The following is a 26102-nucleotide window of genomic DNA, read 5'->3' as shown; positions in this document are numbered from 1 at the left end:
AAAAAGCCCGCATCCCTTGCGCTGGAACAATGCTGGCCGTGCAGGATCTGAGACCATGTCACGGACGGACGTGACCGATCCCACGACTCATATGCTTAACGCGCGTCCGATGTGAACCGCGTATGACAAAGTGGCTGGTCCAAGCTGGTCCAAGGCAGAACCTATCCTTGTCAAGGGCTGCACAAGTCACTGTTTTTGCCTTAAATGAGCTACATCATGCCTAGCGATCCAAGCCCACATCGGGCACTGATCGCATCCGACCGGCCAATGTCTGGCCTGGTCGGTCTTGCCCCCCGCCGGGAGGATGAATGCACGGACTGCTGACCGCGCTGAAGCGCGGCTTCAAGAGATGGATCGGCTGGCGGCGTCTCGGCGTTGCGGCGAGCGTCTTCATCATTGCGTTCGCGATCACCACGCTGGTACGGACGCTCAAGGGCATCGACACCGGGGTCATCCTGACCGCGTTGACCGAGATCCCCCGCGGTAACATCGGGCTGGCGGCGATCTGCGTATGCTTCGCGTTCTGTACGCTGACCTTCTACGATTTTTTTGCACTGCGAACGATCGGCAAGAAGCACGTGCCCTATCGCATCGCAGCGCTCTCCAGCTTCACGTCGTATTCGATCGGCCACAATATCGGCGCAACCGTCTTTACTGGTGGCGCGATCCGCTTCCGGATCTATTCGGATTACGGGCTGAATGCGATCGATGTCGCAAAAATCTGCTTCCTGTCGGGCCTGACCTTCTGGCTCGGTAACATCTTCGTGCTCTCGATCGGCATGGCCATCCATCCGGATGCCGCCTCCTACATGGATCAGCTGCCGTCGTCGATCAATCGGCTGATTGCGCTCGGCGGCCTCGCCTCGATCGGCGCGTATCTGGTCTGGCTGTGCATGGGCGAGAAGCGCCGCGAGCTGGGCCAGAAGGGCTGGAAGGTGGTGCTGCCGTCAGCGCCGCTGACGCTGGTGCAGATCCTGATCGGCGTCGTCGATCTCGGATTCTGCGCGCTGGCGATGTACCTTCTGGTGCCGGCCACGCCGCAGATCGACTTCCTGTCGCTCTCCGTGGTGTTCATTTTGGCGACGTTGCTCGGCTTTGCCAGCCACGCCCCCGGTTCGCTCGGCGTGTTCGACGCCGCCATGCTGGTGGCGCTGCCGGAGTTCGGCCGCGAGCAGCTTCTGGCCACGCTCCTTGTCTTCCGCATTCTCTATTTCGTGATCCCGTTCGGACTGGCCATCTCCATCATGGGCACACGCGAGCTCTGGATGAATGTGGTGGAGCCCTGGCAGGAGCGCCGACGGCTGGCGGAGGCCTGCGCGCAGGCCAACCTGCCCAAGCAGGTGGCAGCGATGGAGCGCGAGCGGTCGCTGCGGCAGGCCAGCAAGCGCTGAGCATGATCCGAAAAAGTGCGAAGCGGTTTTCCGGAAAGATCATGCTCCAACGATAGTCCGCTAGACGCCGGCCAGCAAAACCGTCAGACCGATGTTGCAGGCGGAGAGCAGCTCTCTTATTTCCGCCTCAACTTTGCCGTTGAAAATGCGGGCCATGATCCCTGTATCCCTTCGCCGTTTCCTCGCTGGTGCCCTGCTGCTCGCCGGGCTCCTCACCGCCCTGCCGCTGGAGCGGGCGGCCGCGCAGGACGCGGGCGCCATGCAGATCAGCTGGGAGGTGCGCAACCGCTTCAGGCTGTTCCGCGAAGAGCGCGACTTCCTGCTCCATGTCGAGAACGCACGTAACCGCAGCATCCTCGCCGCCGAGCAATCGCTGGAGCTCCAGAGCGAGGGCCGCGGCTGGGCCCGGAACATGGTAAACCGGCTCTGCATCGACCTCCAGGGCCGGGTCAACCAGCCCTGCACCCGCGACAACACGAAGGAAAACTACCTCACCCCCCTCGACCATCCCGTCACCGTGCGTCTCGCCGGCGCGGTGCCGGTCGGCGCCACCTGCGCCTGGTCGTTCGACGACGGCGACGGGCCGCAACAATCCACCTTCGACTGCGCCGAGCCGATCAATCTGCGGGTCCGCTACGGCAAGCAGACGGTCGCGACCGTCGACGTCTCCTCCGGCTCCGATCCGACCCAGCGGGTCCAGACCGAGATCCAGGTCCGCGACATCTTCGTCGCTGGCCTCGGAGACAGCATCGCCTCGGGCGAAGGCAATCCAGACCGGCCGCTGGCGCTGTCGGACGAAGGTTTTTGCTTCCGCTCCTATCTCGGCACCGCCGGCGCGCAGTATTACCGGCCAAGCCGCGCTGGCTTCAAGGGCGGCCGCGCCTGCGAAGCGCCGGATACGCTTGCCAACTGGCAGCGCTACAGCGCGCTCTGGTTCAACTCGCCCTGCCATCGATCGCTCTACAGCTACCAGGCCCGCACCGCGCTGGCGCTCGCGGTACGCTACACCCACGTCGCGGTGACGTTTCTGCCGCTCGCCTGCACTGGCGCCAGCATCAGCGACGGGCTGCTCGGCTCGCAGCGAGCCCGTGAATGCCCGCCCGGCAAGACCGGCGTCTGCAACATCAGCGTGAACGCACAGGTCGCCGAGCTGCGCGAGGCGCTCACCGCTGCCAGGAAACGGCAGCCAGAGCGCACGCTCGACCTCGTGCTGCTCTCGGTCGGCGCCAACGACGTCTATTTCTCCGGCCTCGTCGCCGACGTGATCGTCGAGACCGCAACCGAGCGCGCGATATTCCGGCGCTCCGGCGTGATGGCGAGCGTCGATGATTCCCGAGATGCGCTGGCGCGCGAACTGCCGCAGAATTTCGTCAAGCTACGCGAGGCGCTGAAGCCGCTGGTCGGTGGCGACCTCTCGCATGTGGTCTACGTCTCCTACGCCAACCCGGCGCTCGCCGATGGCGGCGTGCCTTGCCGCGGCGGCCGCGCCGGCTTCGACATCCATCCGTCCTTCAACGCCGATCCGCAGCGCCTCGCCCGCGTGTCGACCTTCGTCGACACCGAATTCCTGCCGCAACTGAAGGGGCTCGCTACCTGCACCCGCGGCGCGCTGTGCCGCGATCCCGAGGCCGACCGCATGACCTTCGTGGATTCGCATCAGGCGGCGTTCGCCGATCACGGCTTCTGCGCGCATTCGGGCAACGATCCCGAATTCGACCGCACCTGCTTTGCCGAGAACGGCCAGAGCTTCAATCCTGACATCGTGAGCGCGGCGAGCCAGCCGATGCTGTGCGGCCGCGGCGCCTCCGAATTCCGCGCCTATCTGCCGCGCGCGCGCTGGATCCGCGACGCCAATGACAGCTATTTCGCCGCGATGACCTATCCGCAAGGCTTGCCGGCAGCAAGCCAGCCGACCGACATCCACGACGCGACTTGGGGCGTGCTCTCCGCCGTCTATGGCGGCGCCGTGCATCCGAGCGCCGAAGGCCACGCCGCGATGGCGGACGCGGCACTGCCGGCCGCAAGCGCCGTGCTGGGGCTGGATGCGGCACCGCCGGGCGTGACACGCGGGCTGCTCGCGCCGCTGCCGGCGGCGCAGCAGTAGGCATCTGCGCCAAAATGGCGCAGGCGACCTCTCCGGCCTAAATTGAATGCACGACTTCGCCAATGCACGCTAAAGTTGGGCGCAGGGGCTTGGGTCAGACCAAATGCTCGCACGCCCGCCTACGTCACACGGAGGAGGCTGCCTTGGCGAAGCGATCAGCGAGAGGTCCGGCCAAGAAGCGACCGCGAGGTCCCACGCAGCGTAGCAGATCGGCGACCCAAGCTTCGCGAGGCCGGGATCAGGAATCACCGCGTCTGTCCGAGGACACTTGGCGAAGCCTCATTTTCAGGACATTTGGTCACCAGCGCTTCACGCAAGATAGCCCCATCCTGCCGGACGTGTGGCTGGCCTACGCCAAGGCCGACAAGGGGGTGCGCGTCGACATCATCCTAACTCCCAAGACGGGACACGCGCCCGGTGCCATTGCGCAGTCGCTTGAGCAGCGATTGCTGCGCTATCACAGGAACTCCGGCAGAACGACCAGCACGCTCAAAAGCGAGACGATGATCGCGTACAGCAGGTCCTCGGTCGTAGCCAAGCTGACATTTGCAGAGCTGATGCGCGTCGTCATTCCCATGACGAACTGGTGGCGTGACCTTCCCATGCAATTGCGATCTTTCCAGGAGGTCGAAGAGCGGCTGTCGCAACTGGAAACGCAGCGAACGAAGTTCAAGACCGTCGTCAATACCAGCCAACAATGGGATTACTTCCGCTTCATTGTCTTGGCTGGGTTCATCGACAGTTGGCGCGAGCGTCCCGATCCCGAAGACCTGGCCGAAGTTCTGCAAACCGACGCCAATAATTTTCGGGATATCAGGAGCATCACGGAAGGATTTCTGAGCCAATTCCGCCGGTTCAAGCAAATTCCCGGCGACGAGGACGGAAAGCTGATTTGGAGCATATCACTCAATCGCCGCACGACTGTGTCGCTGTTTCAGTCCCGGCAAGCCGTGAAGGCGGACGCGGCACACAACTTGTTCAAGATCAATACGAAGGGGATCGCCTGGGCCGTCATCGACTGCGGCATCGACGCCACCCATGTTGCTTTTCTTGACCGCGCTAAGAGCAAGTACTCAGAGCCCGGACAGGGCATTCTGCCCGAGCACTCGAGGATCAAGAAAACATATGACTTCACATACTTGCGAACGTTGCTCGCGCTTCAAAGTGGCCGCTTCAAGACCTCGGGCGGGCGACAAGTCGTCGTCACCCAACAGCAACAGCAGGAGCTTGTGGATCTTACGCGCCGGGTCAACCTTGGCCGGGAAATTGATTGGGACATGTTGCTGCCACTGATTACGGTCCCTTACGACAGGTACGAGCCACCCTCGCAAGAGCACGGCACACACGTTGCCGGCATTCTGGCGGGAAACTGGCCCGAGCAGGACAATGACGATAACGGTCCTCTCTTCGGAATCTGCCCCGACCTTACCCTTTACGATTTTCGTGTCTTTGACCAGAACGGTGAGGCGGAAGAGTTCGTGATCATGGCGGCCCTGCAGGTCGTTGCGCATCTCAATCGCTTTCGCGCAAATCCGGTCATCCATGGCGTCAACCTAAGCCTCTCGATACGGCACGAGGTCATGAGTTACGCCTGTGGACGTACTCCGATCTGCGACGAATGCTCCAGACTTGTCGGCGACGGGGTGGTGGTGGTCGCGGCCGCCGGGAATCAGGGATTCAACCAGCATCCCGAAACAGGCGGCGGCGACTTTGGAAGCTACCGCGTCGCGAGCATCACGGATCCGGGGAATGCAGACGCCGTGATTACGGTAGGTTCAACTCATCGCAGCGAGCCCCACACATACGGCGTGAGCTACTTCTCGAGTAGAGGGCCGACCGGAGACGGACGGCGCAAGCCGGATCTGGTCGCTCCTGGAGAGAAGATCACGGCTCCCATACCGAATCTCGGTTCAAAGCGCATGGATGGGACAAGCATGGCAGCGCCGCATGTGAGCGGCGCAGCGGCATTGCTGATGGCGCGCCACCGCGAGCTGATCGGCAGGCCAACCATGATCAAGCAAATCCTCTGCAAGACGGCCACTGATCTCGGCCGCGAAGCTAGCTTCCAGGGGGCAGGCATGCTCGACGTGCTACGCGCGCTGCAATCCGTCTAGGAGCCGTCATGATCCGATTTGAGGCCTTGAATGCAAAGCACGGCGATGCCCTGCTTATTCAATACCCCTGGAAGAACAGGAAGCGTCTCTGGATCATCGACGGCGGGCCGAAGGGGGTTTGGAAACAGACATTGAAACCGCGATTGGAAGAGTTGCGAGGCGACGATTCCGAACTGGCGGTCGATCTTGCCATGCTGAGCCATGTCGACGAAGACCACGTCACGGGAATCTTGCAGATGACCAAAGGGCTCGCCGAACAGGAGGACGGCGCCGCGGACTTTCTCGAAATCAAGCGATTTTGGCATAACAGCTTCCGTGACATCGTCGGCAGTTCCGCCAGCTTGCAGGCAGGCATGACGTCTCTCGCCGGCACGCAAGCGAAGGCTCAAGTGGCGATGGCCAGTGCCGATCCCCAACTCAACATAGGCGACGGCTCGCTCGACCAGCGCGCGGTTGCCGTTCTTGCCAGCATCGGCCAGGGCCGTGAGCTGCGGGACTATCTGACTAAACTTCAGCTCAGCGGAAACGAGCCGTTCGGTGGCACCTTATCCTCGAAGAGCGGGAGCAAGGTCGTGGATGGCGCCAAGGTCACGCTCGTCGGACCGATTAAATCGCGGCTGGACGCATTTCGACAAAAATGGAAGAGCGAATCCGGCAACGCCGCAGCGCTCGCTGCGTTGTTCCGCGACGATCTTGACGAGTCCCCAACAAACCTGTCGAGCCTCGTGATGCTGGTCGAAATCGCCAAACGTAAGATCTTGCTGACCGGCGACGCGCGCGGGGACGACATCGTCGATGGCTTCAAGGACGCAGGTCTAGATCTGCCTTCGAAGCTCGACATCTTGAAGATGCCGCACCATGGTAGCGACCGCAACATCACCGAGAAGTTCCTCAGGTCGTTTCCCGCAAAGCACTACGTGATCTCGGCTGACGGCAAGTACGGGAACCCGGATAGCGATACGATAGAGAACATCGTGAGTGTCCGAGGCGACGGCGACTATACGCTGCACTTCACAAATGATGTGAAGGGCCTCAAGACGCAACTGACGAAGTTGCAGAAAACGCGGTCATTCGAGTTCGAAATCCGCGCAAAGAGCGCTCCATCCCTCGCTATAGAACTCGGATGACGTCGACTCCCGTTCCATCAATCCAAAATCGGCATCGATCGATACTGCCTTGAACTTGGACACTTTGCCGCGCGCACCTCTAGGAGTCGCAGTGGGGAAACGTTTCGAGTTCTAAGGAGGCGCGCAATGAGCGCAGTGATGTCCGCAGCGGACGTGAGAAGGTCTCGCGTCAGGCTGTTCATCGTGACCATGTTGTTCCTGGTCACGACCGTCAATTATGCCGACCGCGCCACGCTGTCGATCGCGGGCCCCGCGCTCTCCAAGGAGCTGCATCTCGACCCCGTCGCGATGGGCTACATCTTCTCGGCGTTCGGATGGTCCTATGTGATCGCACAGGTGCCGGGCGGCTGGCTGCTCGACCGCTACGGCTCCCGCCTCGTCTATGCGTTCAGCATCATCGTCTGGTCGCTGTTCACGACGCTGCAGGGCTGGGTCGGATTCTTCAGCGCCGGCACCGCGATCGTCGTGCTGTTCGGCTTGCGCTTCCTTGTCGGTATCGCCGAAGCGCCCTCGTTCCCCGCCAATGCTCGCATTGTCGCGGCCTGGTTTCCGAGCAACGAGCGCGGGACCGCGTCGGCGTTCTTCAATTCCGGGCAGTATTTCGCCACCGTGATCTTCGCGCCGCTGATGGGCTGGATCGCACACGGCTACGGCTGGCGCTACGTGTTCTTCGTGATGGGTGCGCTCGGAATCATCATGGGCATGGTCTGGATCAAGACCGTCTACGGGCCGAAAGAGCACCCCGGCGTCAACGAGGCCGAATTCGACTACATCAAGGCAGGTGGTGCGCTGGTCGACCTCGACGCTCCCAAGGACGACCTGAAGCATGAACGCGCGGCCGCTTCCGGTCCGGGATGGGACCATATCCGCCAGCTGCTCTCCAACCGCATGATGCTCGGCGTCTATCTCGGCCAGTACTGCATCAACACGCTGACCTATTTCTTCCTGACCTGGTTCCCGGTCTATCTCGTCAAGGAGCGCGGCCTCTCGATCCTGCAAGCCGGCTTCGTCGCGACGCTGCCGGCGCTGTGCGGCTTCATCGGCGGCGTGCTCGGCGGCGTCATCTCCGACGCGATCCTGCGCAAGACCGGCTCGTTGACGATGGCGCGCAAGATCCCGATCGTCGGCGGCATGCTGCTGTCGATGTCGATCATCGCCTGCAACTATGTCGACGGCCAGGCGCTGGTGGTCGGCTTCATGGCGCTCGCCTTCTTCGGCAAGGGCATCGGCGCGCTCGGCTGGGCTGTCGTCTCCGACACCTCGCCGAAGGAAGCCGGCGGCGTCTCGGGCGGCCTGTTCAACACCTTCGGCAATCTCTCCTCGATCAGCACTCCGATCGTGATCGGCTACATCCTGGCCGCGACCGGCTCCTTCAACGGAGCGCTGATATTCGTCGGCGCCAATGCGCTGGTGGCCGCATTCGCCTATCTCGTGGTCGTCGGCAAGATCGAGCGCGTGGTGCTCAAACGTTCCTCCTGAGGGCCCCCATGGGAGCTTGACCAGGCAACTTAACGGCGGCTTCACGGCCGCCGTCTTTGTTTTGGGAGTAATCGATGCTAGAAGCGCCGGGGAAACGCCTTATCCATCTAAGGCATGTATCGATGTTCGACCTCAACCAGCTCCGCTGTTTCGTCACGGTGGCGGAGGAGTTGCATTTCGGCCGCGCCGCCGCGCGGCTGAACATGACCCAGCCGCCGCTGTCCCGGCAGATCCAGGTGCTCGAGCACATCATCGATGCGCCGCTGCTGGAGCGTACCAGCCGCTCGGTGCGTCTGACGCCGGCCGGGCGCAGCTTCCTGCCGGAAGCGCGGCGCATCCTGAAGCTTGCGGAAAGCGCCTCGCAGGTCGCCCGCCGTATCGCGCTCGGCAAGTCCGGCTCGCTGAAGATCGGCTTCACCGCGGCCGCTGCCTACGGCTTCCTCCCCGAGCTCGTCGCCGCCTGCCGCGCCAAGCTGCCCGAGGTGGACTTCTCGCTGAAGGAGATGGTCTCGGGCGACCAGTTCGAGGCGCTGACCTCGGGCCAGATCGATGCCGGCCTGCTCAGGCCCCCGATCGCGCGCCCCGAAATCGCCAGCCGCCGCGTCGTCGCCGAGCCCCTGCTCGCCGCGATCCCGAAAAAGCATCCGCTGGCGAATGCCGAGACCATCACGATCAAGGATTTCGACAACCAGCCCTTCGTGATGTATTCGCCCTATGAGAGCCGCTACTTCCACGACGTACTGGTGGCGCTGTTCACCCGCGCCGACATCCTGCCGCGCTATGTCCAGCACCTGAGCCAGATCCACTCGATCCTCGCCATGGTGCGCGCCGGCCTCGGCCTTGCCATCGTGCCGGCGGCGGCGGCGAGCCTGAAGATCGCGGACGTCCGCCTGCGGCCGCTGAAGCTGCGCACCCGCGTCCCGGTCGAGCTGTTCATGGTCTGGCGCCGCGACGACGAGAATCCGCTGCTGTCGGCGCTCGTCAAAATCGCGAGCGAATTGTCCTCGGCGGAGGTGATGGAAGATTGATGCTGAATTCGCATCGGTCGATATAGGCTTTGGCTTGGACCCGCATCGAACGGTCTCCTAAACCACGGCGCATGGACGCGCAGCCTTTGCGTCCTCCACAACATGAGACCAGGGAGCAGCGCCCATGAGCAAGATGACCCCGCAGGAAATGGCCCAGAAGATCGGATCCGGCCTGCTGTCTTTCCCCGTCACGCCGTTCAAGGCGGACTACTCCTTCGACGAGACGACCTACCGCGCCAACATGGACTGGCTCTGCGGCTATGACGTCGCAGGCCTGTTCGCCGCCGGCGGCACCGGCGAGTTCTTCTCGCTGACGGCCGCCGAGGTTCCGCAGGTGGTCAAGATCGCCGTGGACGAGACCAAGGGCCGCGTGCCCGTCCTCGCCGGCACCGGCTACGGCACCGCCACCGCGCGCGAGATCGCGATCGGCGCGGAGAAGGCCGGCGCCGACGGCTTGTTGCTGCTGCCGCCCTATCTCACCCATGCGGAGCAGGATGGCCTTGCTGCCCACGTGGAAGCGATATGCGCCTCCGTGAAGATCGGCGTCATCGTCTACAACCGCGACAACGCCATCCTCCAGCCCGATACGCTCGCCCGCCTCGCCGAACGCTGCCCGAACCTCGTCGGCTACAAGGACGGCATCGGCGACATCGAGCTGATGACCCGGGTCTACACCAAGCTCGGCGACCGCCTGACCTATATCGGCGGCCTGCCGACCGCGGAGACCTTCGCGCTGCCCTATCTCGACATGGGCGTGACCACCTACTCCTCGGCGGTGTTCAACTTCGTTCCGGAATTCGCCACCAACTTCTATGCCGCCGTGCGCAAGCGCGACCACGCGACGATCCACGCCGGCTTGAAGGACTTCATCCTGCCGCTGATCGCGATCCGCAACCGTAAGAAGGGCTATGCGGTCTCGATCATCAAGGCCGGCATGAAGGTGATCGGCCGTGATTCCGGCCCGGTCCGACCGCCGCTGACCGACCTCACCGAGCAGGAGATCGCGGAAGTCACGGCGCTGGTGAAAAATCTCCCCGCCATCCGATCGTCACAACAGGCTGCAGAATAACAGACGACAACAGGGAGAAGCCTGCGATGGCCAAGACCGAGATCACTGGCGCACCGGTCGTCACCGCGATGCAGGTGATCCCGGTCGCAGGCCGTGACAGCATGCTCCTCAATCTGAGCGGCGCGCATGCGCCGTTCTTCACCCGCAACATCGTCATCCTCACCGACAATGCCGGTCACACCGGCGTCGGCGAGGTGCCTGGCGGCCAGAGGATCTGGCAGACGCTGCAGGACGCCCGTGATCTCGTGATCGGCAAGACCGTCGGCGCGATGAACAACATCCTCGCCGATATCAGGACCGCATTCGCCGATCGCGATGCCGGCGGCCGCGGCAAGCAGACTTTCGATCTCCGCGTCATGATCCACGCCGTCACGGCCGTGGAGTCGGCGCTGCTCGATCTGCTCGGTCAGCATCTCAACCTGCCCGTCGCAGCCCTGCTCGGCGAGGGCCAGCAGCGCAACAGCGTCGAGACTCTCGGCTATCTCTTCTTCGTCGGCGACATCAGTAAAACCAAGCTCGACTATGTCAGCGGCGAGACCGGCAAGGCCGAATGGTTCAACCTCCGCCATCAGGAGGCGATGACGCCGGAAACCGTGGTGCGGCTCGCGGAAGCCACCCACGACCATTACGGCTTCGCCGATTTCAAGCTCAAGGGTGGCGTGCTGCGCGGCGAGCAGGAGATCGAGGCCGTCACCGCGATCGCCAAGCGCTTTCCGAATGCGCGCGTGACCCTGGATCCGAACGGCGCATGGTCGCTCGACGAGGCTGTCAGCCTCTGCAAGGACATGCACGGCATCCTTGCCTATGCCGAGGACCCCTGCGGCGCCGAAGGTGGCTTCTCCGGTCGTGAGATCATGGCCGAGTTCCGCCGTGCGACCGGCCTGCCGACCGCGACCAACATGATCGCGACCGACTGGCGGCAATTGTCCCATGCGCTGCGCCTCGGCGCGGTGGACATTCCGCTGGCCGATCCCCATTTCTGGACCATGCAAGGCTCGGTGCGCGTGGCCCAGACCTGCCGCGACAACGGCTTGACCTGGGGTTCGCACTCCAACAACCATTTCGACATCTCGCTCGCCATGTTCACCCATGTCGGCGCCGCCGCCCCCGGCAAGGTCACCGCGATCGACACGCACTGGATCTGGCAGGACGGCCAGGCCCTGACCAAGGAGCCACTCCAGATCAAGGGCGGCAAGATCGTCGTGCCTGAGAGGCCGGGCCTGGGTATCGAAATCGACAGGGCCGCCATCGACGCCGCGCATGACCTCTACAAGCAGCATGGACTCGGCGCCCGCGATGACGCTATTGCCATGCAGGACCTGATCCCCGGCTGGACCTTCGACGACAAGCGTCCCTGCCTCGTGCGTTAGAAAATTCGGAGGAAGAGATATGACTGCGATCCTGAAGAACTTCATCGGCGGCGAATGGGTCGATGGCTCCGCCGTCACCAAGAACATCAACCCCTCCAACACGAACGACGTCGTCGGCGAATACGCCAAGGCCGACAAGGCACAGACCGAGAAGGCCATCGCAGCCGCCAAGGCCGCCTTCCCCGCCTGGGCGCAGTCGACGCCGCAGGCGCGCTACGACGCGCTGAACAAGATTTCGCTCGAGATCATCGCCCGCAAGGAAGAGCTCGGCCGCCTGCTCGCCCGCGAGGAAGGCAAGACGCTGCCGGAAGGTATCGGCGAGGTCGCCCGCGCCGGCCAGATCTTCGCATTCTTCGCCGGCGAGGCGCTGCGCATGATCGGCGAGAAGGGTGCCTCGGTGCGTCCCGGCATCGACGTCGAGCTCACCCGTGAGCCGATGGGCGTCGTCGGCATGATCACGCCCTGGAATTTCCCGATCGCGATCCCCGCCTGGAAGATCGCCCCGGCGCTCTGCTACGGCAACACCGTGGTGTTCAAGCCTGCCGAGCTAGTGCCGGGCTCGGCGCATGCGCTGTCCGAGATCATCACCCGCTCCGGCATCCCGTCCGGCGTGTTCAACCTCGTTGTCGGCTCGGGCTCCGTGGTCGGCCAGACCCTGATCGAGCATCCCGACGTCGCCGCGATCACCTTCACCGGCTCGGTGCAGACCGGCCGCAAGATCGCGCAGGCCTGCGTGACCTCGAGCAACATGAAGAAATTCCAGCTCGAGATGGGCGGCAAGAACCCACTGGTGGTGCTCGACGACGCCGACCTCAAGACCGCCGTCGAAGTCGCCGTTAACGGCGCCTATTTCTCCACCGGCCAGCGCTGCACGGCGTCCTCACGCCTGATCGTCACCGAAGGCATCCACGACCGTTTTGTTGCGGCGGTGACCGAGCGCCTGAAAGGCCTCACGGTGGACGACGCGCTCAAGGCCGGCGTGCATATCGGCCCGGTGGTCGACCAGAGCCAGCTCGACCAGGACCTGCGCTACATCAAGATCGGCCAGGACGAGGGTGCCAAGCTCGCCTGGGGTGGCGAGTTGCTCAAGCGCGAAACGCCCGGCCACTACCTGCAGCCGGCGCTGTTCACCGAGGCCAACAACAACATGCGCATTTCGCGCGAGGAGGTCTTCGGCCCGGTCGCCGCCGTCATTCGCGCCAAGAACTACGAGGAGGCGCTGGCGATCTCCAACGACACCGAGTTCGGCCTTGCCTCCGGCATCTGCACCACCAGCCTGAAATACGCCTCACACTACAAGCGCAACAGCGAGTCCGGCATGGTGATGGTCAATCTGCCGACCGCCGGCGTCGACTATCACGTGCCGTTCGGCGGCCGGAAGGGTTCGAGCTACGGCGCCCGCGAACAGGGCTCCTATGCCCGCGAGTTCTACACGACGGTGAAGACCGCCTATACCTTTCCCGGCTAACCACGGGCAAGATATCGTAGGGTGGGCAAAGCGAAGTGTGCCCACCGCCTTACGTTCGGTGTGAAGATGGTGGGCACGGCGCGTTGCGCCTTTGCCCACCCTACGGCTTCGGAGGCAAGCGCAGATGGACCAGTCAGTCGCAGCGAAAGAACAGCCTCGCTACATCAAGCTCAACGAGCGCGACAACGTCGCGATCGTGGTCAATGATTTCGGGCTTCCCGCCGGCTCCCGCTTCGCCAGCGGGTTGACGCTGCGCGCCTTCGTGCCGCAAGGCCACAAGACGGCACTGGTCGACATCCCGCAGGCCGCCCCGATCATCCGCTATGGCGAGGTGATCGGCCATGCGCTCGCGCCGATCCTGGCCGGCGAATGGGTGGACGAAGCGCGCATCCGCATGCCGGACGCCCCTGCCCTCGACAAGCTGGAAATCTCGACCGCTGTGCCCGCGCCGCTGCCGCCGCTGGAAGGTTTTACGTTCGAGGGCTTTCGCAATTCCGACGGCTCCGTTGGAACGAAAAACATCCTCGGCATCTCCTCATCCGTGCAATGCGTCAAGGGCACGATGGAATATGCGGTGAAGCGCATCCGCGCCGAGCTGCTGCCGCAATACCCGAACGTCGACGACGTCGTGCCGCTGACGCATGCCTATGGCTGTGGCGTCGCCATCAACGCGCCCGACGCCGTGATTCCGATCCGCACGCTGCAAAACATCGCGCAGAACCCGAACTTCGGCGGCGAGATCCTGGTCATCAGCCTCGGTTGCGAGAAGCTCGCGCCCGAGCGTCTGGTGCCGGAAGGCGTCAGCAACGCCATCGTGCGCATGCAGGACGAAGCCTTCGACGGTTTTGGCGCCATCGTCGAGGCGATCATGACCCAGGCCGAAGCCCGCCTGAAGATCCTCAACAAGCGCACCCGCGAGACCTGCCCGGCCGCCGATCTCGTCATCGGCCTGCAATGCGGTGGCAGCGACGCCTTCTCCGGCGTCACCGCCAATCCTGCCGTCGGCTTCGCCGCCGACCTGCTGGTGCGCGCCGGCGCCACCGTGATGTTCTCGGAAGTCACCGAAGTGCGCGACGCGATCCAGTTGCTCACCCGCCGCGCCATCAACGAGGACGTCGGCCGCGCGCTGGTCCGCGAGATGGCCTGGTACGATTCCTATCTGGCCCGGGGCGGCGCGGACCGCAGCGCCAACACCACGCCGGGCAACAAGAAGGGCGGCTTGGCGAATATCGTCGAGAAGTCATTGGGCTCAATCGTCAAGTCCGGATCGTCCGCAATCACCGGCGTACTCTCGCCCGGCGAGAAGGCGACGCAGAAGGGCATGCTGTTTGCGGCAACGCCGGCGTCCGACTTCATCTGCGGCACGCTCCAGCTCGCCTCCGGCATGACGCTGCAGGTGTTCACCACAGGCCGCGGTACGCCCTATGGCCTTGCGGCTGCGCCCGTCATCAAGGTCGCGACCCGCACCGAGCTGGCCCGACGCTGGAAGGACCTGATCGATTTCGATGCCGGCGGCATCGCCACCGGCGACAAGACCATCGAGGAGACCGGCTGGGACCTGTTCCGCCTGATCCTCGACGTCGCCAGCGGCCGCACGCAACCCTGGTCGGATCGCTGGGGCATCCACAACGATTTGACGCTGTTCAATCCGGCGCCGGTGACCTGAGCGCTGGGCGCGGACGCTGTCTCGCCGCGCGGATGCGTTGGTGCGAGAGCCTCGTTTCGGCGCTACGCATCGCCTGGGATGACGCTTCCGTTTACGTCATGCTGCCCGGCATGAAGCAGCGCACGCGTGGATGGCCGTCGATATAGTGCTTCCACACCATGGTGCGGCCGATCTTGTTCGGCTCGGTGATGACGGCGCCTTCGGGCACGACGACCCATTCGCCCTCGAGATGCACGCGATAGCGGCCCCTGTCGGATTCCCAGTCGACATCCGCGACCACATAGCCGTCGGCATCCGAGCAGCATTGGCCGTATTCGCTGTGCAGGCTCTCGAACCAGGGCTTTAACGGCGAGTTGGCGTAGCGGCCGTCATCACGCGCCATCGTCGGGGCGGTCAGCAGCACCGTCAGAACCAGCAGCATGGCGGCACGCGGTATTGCACGTCTCATGTCGTCTCCGCGGATCGAGGTCATCGCCGCGGGGCGATAGTTGCCGTCCGCCTCCGCGACTCGGCGAAGGCGTCAAGGATGGCGACTCATTCCCCCAACAGCTTTGCGGATAGCTATGCAAATCCGGCGCCACCGCGCATTCCGGGGAACTACTGGCGCGCGTCCGGCACGCATTGGTCTTTCGACGGGTATGACCGCTGCTCGCGCGCCAAGGTCTCCGCTGTCTCAGCCGGCCGCAACCGCGATTGCGCACGGGGGCCACGGACACCGCGCAAGAACACGGAGAGGCTGCGGCGTGCTGGAGTCCCCCGCCTTCGCGAGCGGTGGTGTGTGGAGCTACGGAAGTTCAGACGGCACAGTGCGCGACGTAGACGCTACTGCTTCGGCGCCGGCGCCATCATCGCGCCGCCCTTCTTCGCCGGCGCCGCAGGCATCGGCTTGGTCGCGGCGGTCGCTTGCGCCGGGAGATATTTCGCGACGATGGCGGGATCGACCTGCGCGATGTTGGTGTCGGGAAGACGCGTCCAGGTTTCGTCCTTGCCGAACAGGGAAATGCCGAGAAAGCCCCGCATCGTCAGGGTCTGCCCATCCGGGCTGACCGTCATCTTGGCCTTCCAGATGTTGCCGTCGCGCGGATTGACCACGTTGCCGCCGTCATACTTCAAGCCGTCGCGCTTCATGTCGCGGATAAAGGAGAGCCCGAGCACCGGCGCGTTCTTGCGATCGTCCGTGCATTTCGCGCAGATCTCGTTCGGGTCGTCGCCGGGACGCGGGAAGGTTTTTGCGATGACACCTTCGAAGATGCCGTTGTGGTCGATGAAGAGGAACCATCCCACCGTCTTGCCGTCTTCGACCTTCTGCCAGAGACCCGCGGCGGTCGGCTGCTGCACTTGCGCCGCAACGGGGCTCACCGCACCGAGCGACATCGCGAGCGCGAGGAGCGAGAACAGCCGAAAGCTGGAAAAGAAAGTCCGCATTATGATCACCTTGCTGAGCCAATCGCCTTGCCAAGCCGCCTACCGCAATGGCCGCAGACTACGGCGATTTCGCGAACTGTTCCAGCACCAGAAACATGGGGCATCGCCCGCCGCCGTCAGTTGACGCCGAGCTTCTTTTGCAGGCTGGAGGACGAGGTCGTGTACTGGAACACGAGCCGCTTCTCCGGATAGACGTAGCGATGGGCTTTTTGCGACATCAGCGCGCCCTCGTGGAAGCCGCACAGGATCAGCTTGATCTTGCCGGGATAGGTGTTGATGTCGCCGATCGCGAAGATGCCTGGCACGTTGGTCTCGAACGCGGACGTCTCGACCGGCACCAGATTGTTCTCCAGCGCGATGCCCCAGTTCGCCACCGGACCGAGCTTCATGGTCAAGCCGAAGAACGGCAGCATGGTGTCGCAGGTGATTTCGGTCACGCTGTTGTCGTTGCCCTTGACGGTGGCGCCGCTCAGCTTGCCCTCGCTGCCCGACAGCGCGGTGACCTGGCCGAGGCGCAGATCCATCTTGCCGGCCGCGACCAGCGCGCGCATCTGCTCGACGCTGTGGGGCGCGGCGCGAAAATCGTCGCGACGGTGCAAGAGCGTGATGCGCTTGGCAATCGGATGCAGATTAAGTGTCCAGTCGAGCGCGGAATCGCCGCCGCCCACGATCAGCACGTTCTTGTCGCGGAACGTCTCCATCTTGCGCACGGCGTAGTGCACCGAGCTTCCTTCATAGGCTTCGATCCCCGGCACCGGTGGACGCTTGGGCTGAAACGAGCCGCCGCCGGCCGCGATCACCAGCACCTTGCATTCGAACACCTTGCCGGCGTCCGTGGTGCAGCGGAACAGGGGATCGCCGATCTTCTCCACGGTCTCGATCATCTCGCCGAGATGGAAAGTCGGATGGAACGGCTTGATCTGCTCCATCAGCGCGTCGGTGAGGCCCTGCCCCGAAACCTGCGGAATGCCGGGAATGTCGTAAATCGGCTTTTCCGGATAGAGTTCTGCGCACTGGCCGCCGACCTTGTCGAGGATGTCGACGAAATGCGTCTTCATGTCCAGAAGGCCCAGCTCGAAAGCGGCGAACAGACCGCAGGGGCCGGCGCCAATAATCAACACATCGGTTTTGATCGCGTCGCTCATGTCGTCTCTTTGTCGGTCGATATCGGTGGGACGGCGCCCTGTGGGCCGAGGTGACCCTGCCTGTCTAGCCAACGGGGATGGATCAGGGAAGGCATAAAAGCGGGAGCGCCCCGCAGCCGGCCCCACTTGCCGGGTCAGGATAACTGGGCTGTAACCAGCAACGATATGACGGAGATCAATCGGTGAACGCACCAAGCCGCCTCGATACGACGCCGCGCCTGGAGGACTATCCTTTTCGCCTCAGCGACAACGTCCGCTTCGGCGATCTCGACCCCAATCAGCACGTCAACAACGCGGTCTACGCCACCTATTTCGAAACCGGCCGCGTCACGCTGATGAAGCTCCCGGAATACGGCCTGACGCCGCCCGGACTTGCCTGGATTATGGTGCGGCTCGACATCCATTTTCGCGCGGAGCTGCACTGGCCGAACACGATCGAGCTCGGCCTCGGCGTCGCGAAGCTGGGACGAACGTCGGTGACGTTCGAGCAGGTGGTGTTTTCGGAAGGGAAGTGCATTGCATCGGCGACATCGGTCGCCGTGATGATCGACGAGGCGTCGCGCCGGCCAACGCCACTGATCGCGGAAGTGCTCGAGAAGCTCAGGCCCTGGCACAAGCGCGGCATCGAGGTCGCGCCGCCGAGCACATGAATAGCTAAGAGAGTTAGGCCTGGCGTTCCGGCGTCGCCACCACGAGGCCGTCGAGATCGTCGGAGACCTTGATCTGGCAGGACAGGCGCGAGTTCGGGCGCACGTCGAAGCCGAAGTCGAGCATGTCCTCTTCCATCGGCGTCGGGCTGCCGACCTTCTCGCGCCACGCTTCGTCGACATAGACATGGCAGGTGGCGCAGGCGCAGGCGCCGCCGCATTCGGCCTCGATGCCGGGAATGCTGTTGCGGATGGCGGCTTCCATCACAGTCGCGCCGTTCTCGACGTCCACCGTACGGGTTTCGCCCTTGTGATCGACAAAGTGAATTTTGGCCATGTGTGCTCGTGCTGCCGCGATCTAGGGAATGAAGGAGGGTCCGGGCTGTCCTATAACGGGTCGGTCAGCCCGGCGCCATAGCGTTTTGTTGAAGTCGAGAATACCGCTTCGCGGGAAGAAAACCCGTCAAAACAAAAGACTAGAGCAGGGGTCTGGCCCTGTCGCCCTAAGGGTTGAGGATTGCCTCGATGGCGACGCGCGCCTCGGTCACCGCCTCTTTCAGCGCGGCGAAGGCGTGAGGCCGGCCCTGGCCGGTCTGAATCGCAGTCTCCAGGCCGGCTGCGGCATCCGCCACCGCAAAGGCGCCGATCCCGCGCGCCGAGCCCTTGAGCTTGTGGGCGAGTGCGCCAGCCTCGGCCGGCAGCGCTGCCATTGCCGCGATCAGGCGCACCGCCTGCTCGGCAAACATCGTCAGCACTTCCTGTTCCAGCTCGGAATCGCCGAGCGTCATGCGGGAGAGATGATCGAGGTCGAGCGGGCTGTCGATGGGTGCAAGCGGGGGCGAGGGCATCCAGTCCATCCGTTGCAGTTCAGGCGTCATGGCGCAGGCCCCGGCATCGCGCGATGTCCGCCGGTCTGGCGGTCAAGTTCCCTCCACCCAAGCACGGAAATGGTTAACGAAATGTTCCGGCCGTTTTACGCAAATCTGCCTGCTTATTGACGAAAAGTTGCCGCAATCCGCCGAGTTCGGTGGAGAATTGCATTTATTGCTAAGGCCTTACGGCACGTTCCTGTTAACGATGATTAAGAATGTCTTAATCGCGGGCATTTCATTCGCGACGCTCTGCCAATAGGATGTTGGAGAAATTGGCGGACAAGCCGTCCGGGTGGGGATGGCTCGGAGATCCGCGCAAGCGGCATGATCCGGACTGTGGGCTTGCGTAGCGCGCAGAGCTCGCGGGGGGACGCGTACAAGTAACGAGGGCTCGGACTGAACATGGCAAACACTCCGAAAAAGGTCAAAGACCCCACAGAAGATGCGCTTTCTGCAATCCAGGAAGCCCTGAACATCAGCGACACGGCCGCGGACACCAGCCGCAACGCCTCGATGCGCAGCGAAACGTCGCCCCCCGTCGCGCCACCGGCGCCCCCGATGTTCGACGAACCGAGCTTCGACGCGCGCCCCGCCGCGAACGAACGCGCGATGTTCGACCAGATCGAGGAGCCGCGCTCCTCGCGCCGCGCCGCCAATGACGACCGTGCGACCATCGGCCAGCTCTTGCAGACGTTGCAGACGGGACGCCCGACCCGCAACATCTACACCGGCGCGACAATCTTCACCGTCATCTGGCTGGCGGCCTGCGCCGCGCTGACGGTCGGCTTCCTGCCTTCGATCCAGGCGGCGATGGGCCAGAGCGGCGGCGTGTTGGCCATTGCCGGCCTCGTCACGATGTTCTTCGCGCCGATCATGCTGTTCTTCTTCCTGGCGAGCCTCGTCTGGCGCGGCCAGCAAATGAGCTCGGTCGCGCAGGCTATGGCCCAGGTTGCGATCCGCTTCTCCGAGCCGGAAGGCTCGGCTTCGGATTCCATGGTGACCGTCGGCCAGGCCATCCGCCGCGAGGTTGCGGCGATGGGCGACGGCATCGAGCGCGCCATCGCGCGCGCCGGCGAGCTCGAGACGCTGGTCGCCAACGAGGTCGCGGCGCTCGAACGCGCCTATTCCGACAACGAAGTGCGCATCCGCGCCCTGCTCCAGGACATCGCGCATCAGCGCGACAATCTGGTCGGCCAGGCCGAGCAGGTCCGCAGCGCCATCTCCGGCGTGCAGATCGATTTGCGCCATGACATCGCGCTGATCTCGGACGCGATCGCCTCGCGCGTCGACGAGGTCGCCAAGTCCATCACCGGCGCGCTCGAAGAGCGCGGCGCCCACATCACCGGTGCGCTCAGCAACGCCGGCGACAACATGATCCTCGCGCTCGGCGAGCGCGGCGGCGACCTGCTCGACCGCCTCGAGGAGGCCAGCAACGAGACCACGCGCGCCGTGCTCGACGCCAGCGAGCGGCTGACTACCAGCCTCAATTTCAAGACCGGCCACGTTCACGACGAGTTCGTCGATCTCGCCGACCGCGTCCACGAAATGCTGAACGAGCGCATCGACCGCATCACCGGCGAGTTCGAGCAGCGCTCCGCCGCGATCGTCGACGGCATCTCCGAGCGCACCGAGCAGGTGCACGACAGCCTGAAGAATTCGTCGGACTCGCTGCTGCTCGAGCTCGAGCTGCGCTCCAACGACCTCTCCGCCAAGATCGACGACGCCGGCAACCGCCTCGCCGGCCACATCATGACCTCCGGCGACAAGGCCAGCGAAGCGCTCGACGCCACTGTCAACACGCTGGTCGCCAAGGTCGTCAGCCAGACCGAGACCGCGCACGACTCGCTCTCGCTCCAGATGAGCGCCTTCGATGAGCTGGTGAAGAACCAGGGCACCGAGCTGGTCGAGAAGTTCGCCCGCGACTCCGGCACGCTGGGCGCGCTGATCACCCGCCACATCTCCGAGTTCGACCGCACCGTGAAGACCTTCGGCGGCGAGATCGTCGATCGGATGGGCCAGCGCACGCAGGACATCCATGAGTCGCTGAAGACCTATGTCGACAATTTCGACACCCGCTTCACCTCCAACGGCGGCGCGATCACGGCTGTGCTCGACCAGCGCCTGGTGCAGTTCGAGACCACGATCGGCGAACGTGTCACCAACCTCGACGCCTCGCTGAACGGCAAGATCTCCAGCCTCGATTCTACGATCGACGGTCACATCAAGACCTTCGACGAGCAGCTCGTCGGCCGCGTCGCCGCGCTCGAACAGTCGTTCGATACCCGCGCGAAGTCGGTCACCGAGACCATCGACGGACGGCTCAACACCCTCGCCTCGTCGCTGACCGACGGTGCCGCGCAGGCGATCCAGTCGATCGACTCCCGCCTCACCCACCTCACTTCCTCGCTGACCGATGGCGCGTCTCAGGCGATCGAGACCATCGACAACCGCCTCAACCACCTCACGATCTCGCTGACCGATGGCGCATCGCAGACCATCCAGTCGATCGACACGCGCCTCACGCATCTGACGACCACCCTCACCGGCGGCGCGTCGCAGGCGCTCGAATCCATCGACACGCGCCTCACCTACCTGACCACCGCGGTGACGAACGGCGCCTCGCAGGCCGTGCAGTCGATCGATACCCGCCTCACCCTCCTGACCTCGACACTCACGGACGGCACCGCCCAGGCGGTCGAGGCGGTCGACCGCCGCATCACCGGCGTCACCGAGATCATCGACGGCCGCAGCATGCACCTGACCGACACGGTCACTGCGCGCTTCCAGGACATCCAGCAGGCCATCGAGACCAAGGTCGTCTCGGTCGCCAGCGACATCGACGTGCGCGTGGCGCAGTTCGAGGACCTGCTCGGCTCGCGCGTCGAGGCCGTCGCCGGCCGCATCGAGAGCAGCGGACGCCAGGCCAGCGAGGACATGATGTCCCGCGCCGAGATGATCTCGACCGCGATCCGCTCGCATGTCGAGGACGCCGAGCGCTCGCTCACCAATCTCGTGGTCAACACCAGCGAGACCATCCAGACCGGTGCGCGCACCGCGCAGCAGTCGCTGATGACGGTCTCCTCCGACGTCAACGCCCAGCTCAAGATGACCTCCGCCGAGGTCGAGCGCGCGCTGACCGCGGTCGGCACCGGTGCCGCGAACTCGATCCTGACCAGCGCCCGCGAAGCGCAGTCGACGCTGGTCGCGGCCTCGGGCGATGCCTCCAACCAGATCAAGGGGCTCGCGGCCGACGTCGAACGCACGCTGTCGTCGGCAGGCTCGGCGACCGCCGCCTCGATCCTGGCCGGTGCCCGCGAGGTGCAGACCACGCTCGTCACGGCGTCCTCGGACGCGGCCAACCACGTCAAGACCCTCACCGCCGACGTGCAGCGTTCGCTGTCCATGGCCGGGACCACCACGGCGGAATCGATCACCGCCGGCGCCCGCGATGCGCAGAGCACGCTGATCGCGGCCTCGAGTGAGACCGCCAACCAGATCAAGGCGCTGTCCTCGGACGTGCAGCGCTCGCTCTCGATGGCTGGCACCGCGACGGCAGAGACCATCATGACCGGCGCCCGCGAAGCCCAGAGCACGCTCGTCAACGCGTCCTCGGATGCGGCGAGCCAGGTCAAGTCCCTCGCCGCCGAAGTGCATCGCTCGCTCTCGCAGGTCGGTCAGTCGACCGCCGAGACGATCACGACCAGCGCCCGCGATGCCCAGAGCACCCTGCTGGCGGTCTCCGCCGAACAGACCGGCCAGGTTCGTTCGCTGGCGGCCGAGATGCAGCGCGCGCTGGCGACCGCCGGCGGCGCCACCATCGAGGCGCTCACGAGCGGCGTACGCGAAGCCCAGGGCACGCTGATCTCCGCCTCGACAGACGCTGCAAGCCAGATCAAGTCGCTGACCATCGACATCGAGCGCACGCTGACCTCGGTCGGCGCCGACACCGCCTCGACCATCCTCAACAGCGCGCGTGAGGCGCAGACCTCGCTGACCTCGACCTCGGCGGATGCCGCAAGCCAGATCCGCACGATCTCGAGCGAGATCGAGCGTACGCTGAGCACGGCCACCGCGAACGCGACCAACGACATCCAGACCAGCGCACTCAACGCCCAGAACGCGTTGATCAACGCCTCCAACGAGGCGAGCTCGCGCGTCAAGTCGAGCTCGGCGGATGTCGAGCGCTCGGTGCTCGCCGCCAGCAGCAGCTTCGGCCAGGCCATGACCGGCAAGACCGACGAGATCGTCACCTACGTGCAGCAGCAGTCCGACCGTCTCGCCAACATGATCGACGCCAAGCGCGGCTCGCTCGTGGACGCGATCGGCTCGAAGACCAGCCAGCTCACGCTCGACATCGACCGCGTCACGTCCGACGCGCTGAAGTCGATCGAGACGCGCGGACATGCGTTCTCGCAGACGATGATGGGCAACGGCTCCGAGGTGGCGCGGACCATCAACTCGGCGAGCGAGATGGCGACGGGTGCCGTCAACAAGTCGCTCAAGGACCTCGAGCAGGCCTCCCGCGCGGCAATCGACCAGTCGCGCCAGGTCTCGATCGCGGCCGTCACCGAGATGCAGGAGACCAGCAAGATCCTGCGCACCGACACGGTCGCCCTGTTCGAGCGCCTGCGCGAAGGCAACATCCTGCTCCAGGAGGTGCTGACCGGTGCGCACGACAACCTCAACTCGCTCGAGCGGGCGCTGGTGACGCGCGTCGCCGACTTCGTCTCGGCGATGAACGACGTCACTTCGCGCAACGGCGCTGCGACGCAGAACCTGGAAGACCAGCTCAACGTCTTCAACAGCAAGACCACGCGGGCACTTCAGGATCTCGGCGAGCTGTCGACCCAGTTCGACGCGCACGGCAAGGCACTGGTCGAGGCCGCGCAGGTCGTCGAGCAGAGCAACAAGAACACCACCGCCTCGCTCGCCGAACGCAAGGAGGCGTTGGAATCGCTCGTCACCACGATCGACCTGCGCACCGCCGATCTCGACCAGCGCCTGTCGCGCTTCACCGGCCTGCTCGATGAATCGCTGGCGGCCGCCGAAGAGCGGGCCCGCGACATCGCCCGCGTCGTCGCGGAGACCGCCGGCGCCGGTTCCGCCGCGATCACCCGCCAGTTCGAGGCGGTGCGGTCGGCCTCCGAAGAAGAGCACCGGCAGACCGTCGAGGCCATGCACGACATCTACCGCCAGACCACCGACGAGGCGGATGCGATGTTCAAGCAGTCGACCGAGAAGTTCACCAACCTCGTCTCCAGCATGAAGCAGATGGCGTTCGAGATGCACAACGAGCTCGAAGCCACCCGCAACGAGCTGCGCCGCGGCGTGCTCGAGATGCCGCAGGAGGCCGCCGAGAGCACTGCGCAGATGCGCAAGGTGATCGTCGACCAGATCGAGGCCCTCGCCGAGCTCAACCGCATCGTGGCCCAGCACGGCCGTGGTCTCGACGTCTCCACGACGGGCCGCGCCAGCGTGCAGCGGCAGGAAGAGCCGATGCTGGCGGCCGTCGGCGCGCGCAGCACCGAGACGCGCATGCGCGAGAGCGCCAGCGCCTCGACGCTGCCGCCGCCGGACCTCGGCATGCCGGCCTCCTCGCGCCGCACCGAAGCGCCGCCGGTGGCGCCGGCCGGCAACGACCAGGGCCGCGACGGCTGGTTGTCGGACCTCTTGAGCCGCACGGACGCCAACCAGGGTGCGCCTGCCGGACGTGAGCCGCAGCGCGGCCGCCAGGCTGCACCGGCTCCGCAGCCGCAGGCTCCGCAAGGTGGCGGCAATCCGCTGGAATCCTTGTCGCTCGACATCGGCCGGCTGATGGACCGCAACCTCGCCTCCGAGATGTGGGACCGCTACCAGCGCGGCGAGAACAAGGCCTTCACCAAGCGCCTCTACACGCCCGCCGGCCAGAAGGCCTTTGACGAGGTCGCCCGCAAGTATCGCTCCGACCGCAACTTCAAGGCCACGGTCGACCGCTATGTCGCCGAGTTCGAACGCCTGCTCGACGAAGTCGCCCGCGACGGCCGCGGCCCGCAGGAGCTGCGCAACCATCTGACCTCCGAGACGGGCCTGGTGTACACGCTGCTCGCGCACGCAGCGGGCCGGCTGGGGTAAGCGGTTCGCAGCGATAGCGAACAGCGAATGAAAAACGGAGCCCTCGCGGGCTCCGTTTTGTTTTGGGGAACGTCGCTGCGCCTCTACTCGTCATTGCGAGGAGCTCTTGCGACGAAACAATCCAGACTGCTTCTGCGAGGCAGTCTGGATTGCTTCGCTTCGCTCGCAATGACGAAGGAGAGGGTCGAGTGCAACGCGCCTACTACCGCCTGCGCTCCGGCACGGCGGGCTTCGGCGGCTCGGGCGGCGGTGGCGGCGCGGCTGGCGGCGCGTTGTTGCTGGCGCCGAACAGGACGCGGGTCGGGTTGCGGTCGAAATTGTTGACGGCGCGGCTGATGTCGCCGAGCGTGCGGCGGCCGTCGGTCATCAATGCGCCGGAGCGCTTGTCGAAATCGTCGGCCAGTTCGCGGATCGACTTCACCGCCAGAAACAGCTCGCCGCCGTCCTTGCCGCCGGCGAGCGTGTTGAGGCCGAGCATGAGGCTGTCGGCCTTGAGCATGACGCCGTCGACCTTGGCCATCACGCCGTCGATCTTCTCCGAATTGCGGGCGAGCGAGTTGGTGAAGGTCTCGAGATTCTTCAGCGAGTTCTTCACCGACTCCTGATTGTCGGCGACGATCTTGTTGATGTTCTGGAGCGTGCCGCGGATCGCCTCGGTGACGTCCTGGAGCTTGTTGGGATCGGCCGTCAGCGTGGGGATGCCGTCCTCGTCGAGCGGCGGCGACGGCGCGGCCTCCTCGCCGCCCTTGAGCGAGATCGCGGCGACGCCGGTCAGGCCCTGGAATTCGAGGCCGACCAGGGTGTCCTTGCGGATCGGGGCGTTGTTCTCGACCATGGCGAGTGCGACAACCCGCCGCGGGTTGTCGAGCTTCACCGAGACCACCTCGCCCACCCGGATACCGTTGAAATTGACACTGCCGCCGTTGCGCAGGCCCGCAGCCGGGCCCTCGAACACGACGCGCAGGGGGCTGCGCTGCTTGGTCGTGTGCAACGACTGAAACCACAGCACGAAGCCGATCGCGGCGGCGATCACCGCCAGCGTGAACGACCCGATCAGCACGTAATTTGCGCGCGTTTCCATCAGCT

Annotated in this window: 18 protein-coding genes; 12 read left to right on the top strand and 6 right to left on the bottom strand. The window is 64.6% G+C overall.

Annotated features, from left to right (window positions below):
* The first annotated feature begins 308 nt into the window (after positions 1-308).
* From IVA75_RS00985 to garD, 10 genes are all read left to right on the top strand, one after another.
* Positions 309-1391: a YbhN family protein gene (locus IVA75_RS00985; RefSeq protein ID WP_106946823.1), complete on the top strand. Its 1083-nt coding sequence runs from the start codon at positions 309-311 to the stop codon at positions 1389-1391.
* A gap of 154 nt (positions 1392-1545) precedes the next feature.
* Positions 1546-3495: a hypothetical protein gene (locus IVA75_RS00980; protein ID WP_247287377.1), complete on the top strand. Its 1950-nt coding sequence runs from the start codon at positions 1546-1548 to the stop codon at positions 3493-3495.
* A 143-nt stretch (positions 3496-3638) separates the two neighbouring features.
* On the top strand, positions 3639-5609 hold the full coding sequence (locus tag IVA75_RS00975; protein ID WP_247287380.1) for a S8 family serine peptidase: 1971 nt from the start codon (positions 3639-3641) through the stop codon (positions 5607-5609).
* 8 nt (positions 5610-5617) lie between these two features.
* The gene (locus tag IVA75_RS00970; protein ID WP_247287382.1) at positions 5618-6736 is read left to right on the top strand and encodes a hypothetical protein; all 1119 of its coding nucleotides are present in this window, start codon (positions 5618-5620) and stop codon (positions 6734-6736) included.
* 126 nt (positions 6737-6862) lie between these two features.
* Positions 6863-8215 (top strand): MFS transporter, encoded by a 1353-nt coding sequence (locus IVA75_RS00965; RefSeq protein ID WP_247287384.1) that lies wholly within the window; start codon positions 6863-6865, stop codon positions 8213-8215.
* A 122-nt stretch (positions 8216-8337) separates the two neighbouring features.
* Positions 8338-9243 carry a LysR substrate-binding domain-containing protein gene (locus tag IVA75_RS00960; protein WP_027518955.1) on the top strand — a complete coding sequence of 302 codons (906 nt, stop codon included), beginning with the start codon at positions 8338-8340 and terminating at the stop codon, positions 9241-9243.
* Positions 9244-9367: 124 nt separating this feature from the next.
* Positions 9368-10312: a 5-dehydro-4-deoxyglucarate dehydratase gene (gene kdgD, locus IVA75_RS00955; RefSeq protein WP_027518956.1), complete on the top strand. Its 945-nt coding sequence runs from the start codon at positions 9368-9370 to the stop codon at positions 10310-10312.
* A 26-nt stretch (positions 10313-10338) separates the two neighbouring features.
* The gene (gene gudD / locus IVA75_RS00950; RefSeq protein WP_247287386.1) at positions 10339-11682 is read left to right on the top strand and encodes a glucarate dehydratase; all 1344 of its coding nucleotides are present in this window, start codon (positions 10339-10341) and stop codon (positions 11680-11682) included.
* A gap of 19 nt (positions 11683-11701) precedes the next feature.
* Positions 11702-13150, top strand: a complete 1449-nt coding sequence (locus IVA75_RS00945) for an aldehyde dehydrogenase family protein (protein WP_247287388.1) — start codon at positions 11702-11704, stop codon at positions 13148-13150.
* A 124-nt stretch (positions 13151-13274) separates the two neighbouring features.
* Entirely contained in the window at positions 13275-14816 is a 1542-nt protein-coding gene (gene garD / locus IVA75_RS00940; RefSeq protein WP_247287390.1) for a galactarate dehydratase, read from the top strand.
* 91 nt (positions 14817-14907) lie between these two features.
* Here the strand turns inward: garD and IVA75_RS00935 are convergent, their stop codons facing one another.
* The 3 genes from IVA75_RS00935 to IVA75_RS00925 all read right to left on the bottom strand — a co-directional run bounded on the left by IVA75_RS00935 (position 14908) and on the right by IVA75_RS00925 (position 17386).
* Entirely contained in the window at positions 14908-15237 is a 330-nt protein-coding gene (locus IVA75_RS00935; protein ID WP_197031123.1) for a hypothetical protein, read from the bottom strand.
* A gap of 401 nt (positions 15238-15638) precedes the next feature.
* Positions 15639-16241: a DUF2147 domain-containing protein gene (locus tag IVA75_RS00930; protein WP_247287392.1), complete on the bottom strand. Its 603-nt coding sequence runs from the start codon at positions 16239-16241 to the stop codon at positions 15639-15641.
* 116 nt (positions 16242-16357) lie between these two features.
* Entirely contained in the window at positions 16358-17386 is a 1029-nt protein-coding gene (locus IVA75_RS00925) for an NAD(P)/FAD-dependent oxidoreductase (RefSeq protein WP_247287394.1), read from the bottom strand.
* A gap of 182 nt (positions 17387-17568) precedes the next feature.
* Here IVA75_RS00925 and IVA75_RS00920 point away from each other — a divergent pair, with 182 nt between their 5' ends.
* Entirely contained in the window at positions 17569-18036 is a 468-nt protein-coding gene (locus IVA75_RS00920; protein ID WP_007602045.1) for a thioesterase family protein, read from the top strand.
* Positions 18037-18049: 13 nt separating this feature from the next.
* Here IVA75_RS00920 and IVA75_RS00915 read toward each other — a convergent pair whose 3' ends face one another.
* Complete coding sequence (locus IVA75_RS00915) at positions 18050-18370, bottom strand: 2Fe-2S iron-sulfur cluster-binding protein (protein WP_007602043.1); 321 nt, start codon at positions 18368-18370, stop codon at positions 18050-18052.
* Between the two features lie 166 nt (positions 18371-18536).
* Positions 18537-18911 (bottom strand): Hpt domain-containing protein, encoded by a 375-nt coding sequence (locus IVA75_RS00910; RefSeq protein ID WP_247287395.1) that lies wholly within the window; start codon positions 18909-18911, stop codon positions 18537-18539.
* A 396-nt stretch (positions 18912-19307) separates the two neighbouring features.
* Here IVA75_RS00910 and IVA75_RS00905 point away from each other — a divergent pair, with 396 nt between their 5' ends.
* Positions 19308-25016, top strand: coding sequence for a negative regulator of septation ring formation (locus IVA75_RS00905; protein ID WP_247287396.1), 5709 nt, complete (start codon positions 19308-19310; stop codon positions 25014-25016).
* Between the two features lie 202 nt (positions 25017-25218).
* Here the strand turns inward: IVA75_RS00905 and IVA75_RS00900 are convergent, their stop codons facing one another.
* The gene (locus IVA75_RS00900) at positions 25219-26097 is read right to left on the bottom strand and encodes an MlaD family protein (protein WP_027566853.1); all 879 of its coding nucleotides are present in this window, start codon (positions 26095-26097) and stop codon (positions 25219-25221) included.
* Positions 26098-26102: the final 5 nt, after the last annotated feature.

The sequence above is a fragment of the Bradyrhizobium sp. 134 genome (genome assembly GCF_023074155.1).
In the GTDB taxonomy this organism is placed as follows: Bacteria; Pseudomonadota; Alphaproteobacteria; order Rhizobiales; family Xanthobacteraceae; genus Bradyrhizobium.
The sequence above is the reverse complement of the archived record's forward strand: the minus strand, read 5'-3'. Positions and strand labels throughout refer to the sequence as shown.

What these genes read in the sequence shown, in the direction of transcription:
- IVA75_RS00985 (WP_106946823.1), top strand. Translation starts at nt 309, where the DNA reads ATGCACGGACTGCTGACCGCGCTGAAGCGCGGCTTCAAGAGATGGATC.
- IVA75_RS00980 (WP_247287377.1), top strand. Translation starts at nt 1,546, where the DNA reads ATGATCCCTGTATCCCTTCGCCGTTTCCTCGCTGGTGCCCTGCTGCTC.
- IVA75_RS00970 (WP_247287382.1), top strand. Translation starts at nt 5,618, where the DNA reads ATGATCCGATTTGAGGCCTTGAATGCAAAGCACGGCGATGCCCTGCTT.
- IVA75_RS00965 (WP_247287384.1), top strand. Translation starts at nt 6,863, where the DNA reads ATGAGCGCAGTGATGTCCGCAGCGGACGTGAGAAGGTCTCGCGTCAGG.
- IVA75_RS00960 (WP_027518955.1), top strand. Translation starts at nt 8,338, where the DNA reads ATGTTCGACCTCAACCAGCTCCGCTGTTTCGTCACGGTGGCGGAGGAG.
- kdgD (WP_027518956.1), top strand. Translation starts at nt 9,368, where the DNA reads ATGAGCAAGATGACCCCGCAGGAAATGGCCCAGAAGATCGGATCCGGC.
- gudD (WP_247287386.1), top strand. Translation starts at nt 10,339, where the DNA reads ATGGCCAAGACCGAGATCACTGGCGCACCGGTCGTCACCGCGATGCAG.
- IVA75_RS00945 (WP_247287388.1), top strand. Translation starts at nt 11,702, where the DNA reads ATGACTGCGATCCTGAAGAACTTCATCGGCGGCGAATGGGTCGATGGC.
- garD (WP_247287390.1), top strand. Translation starts at nt 13,275, where the DNA reads ATGGACCAGTCAGTCGCAGCGAAAGAACAGCCTCGCTACATCAAGCTC.
- IVA75_RS00935 (WP_197031123.1), bottom strand. Translation starts at nt 15,237, where the DNA reads ATGCTGCTGGTTCTGACGGTGCTGCTGACCGCCCCGACGATGGCGCGT.
- IVA75_RS00930 (WP_247287392.1), bottom strand. Translation starts at nt 16,241, where the DNA reads ATGCGGACTTTCTTTTCCAGCTTTCGGCTGTTCTCGCTCCTCGCGCTC.
- IVA75_RS00925 (WP_247287394.1), bottom strand. Translation starts at nt 17,386, where the DNA reads ATGAGCGACGCGATCAAAACCGATGTGTTGATTATTGGCGCCGGCCCC.
- IVA75_RS00915 (WP_007602043.1), bottom strand. Translation starts at nt 18,370, where the DNA reads ATGGCCAAAATTCACTTTGTCGATCACAAGGGCGAAACCCGTACGGTG.
- IVA75_RS00910 (WP_247287395.1), bottom strand. Translation starts at nt 18,911, where the DNA reads ATGACGCCTGAACTGCAACGGATGGACTGGATGCCCTCGCCCCCGCTT.
- IVA75_RS00905 (WP_247287396.1), top strand. Translation starts at nt 19,308, where the DNA reads ATGGCAAACACTCCGAAAAAGGTCAAAGACCCCACAGAAGATGCGCTT.
- IVA75_RS00900 (WP_027566853.1), bottom strand. Translation starts at nt 26,097, where the DNA reads ATGGAAACGCGCGCAAATTACGTGCTGATCGGGTCGTTCACGCTGGCG.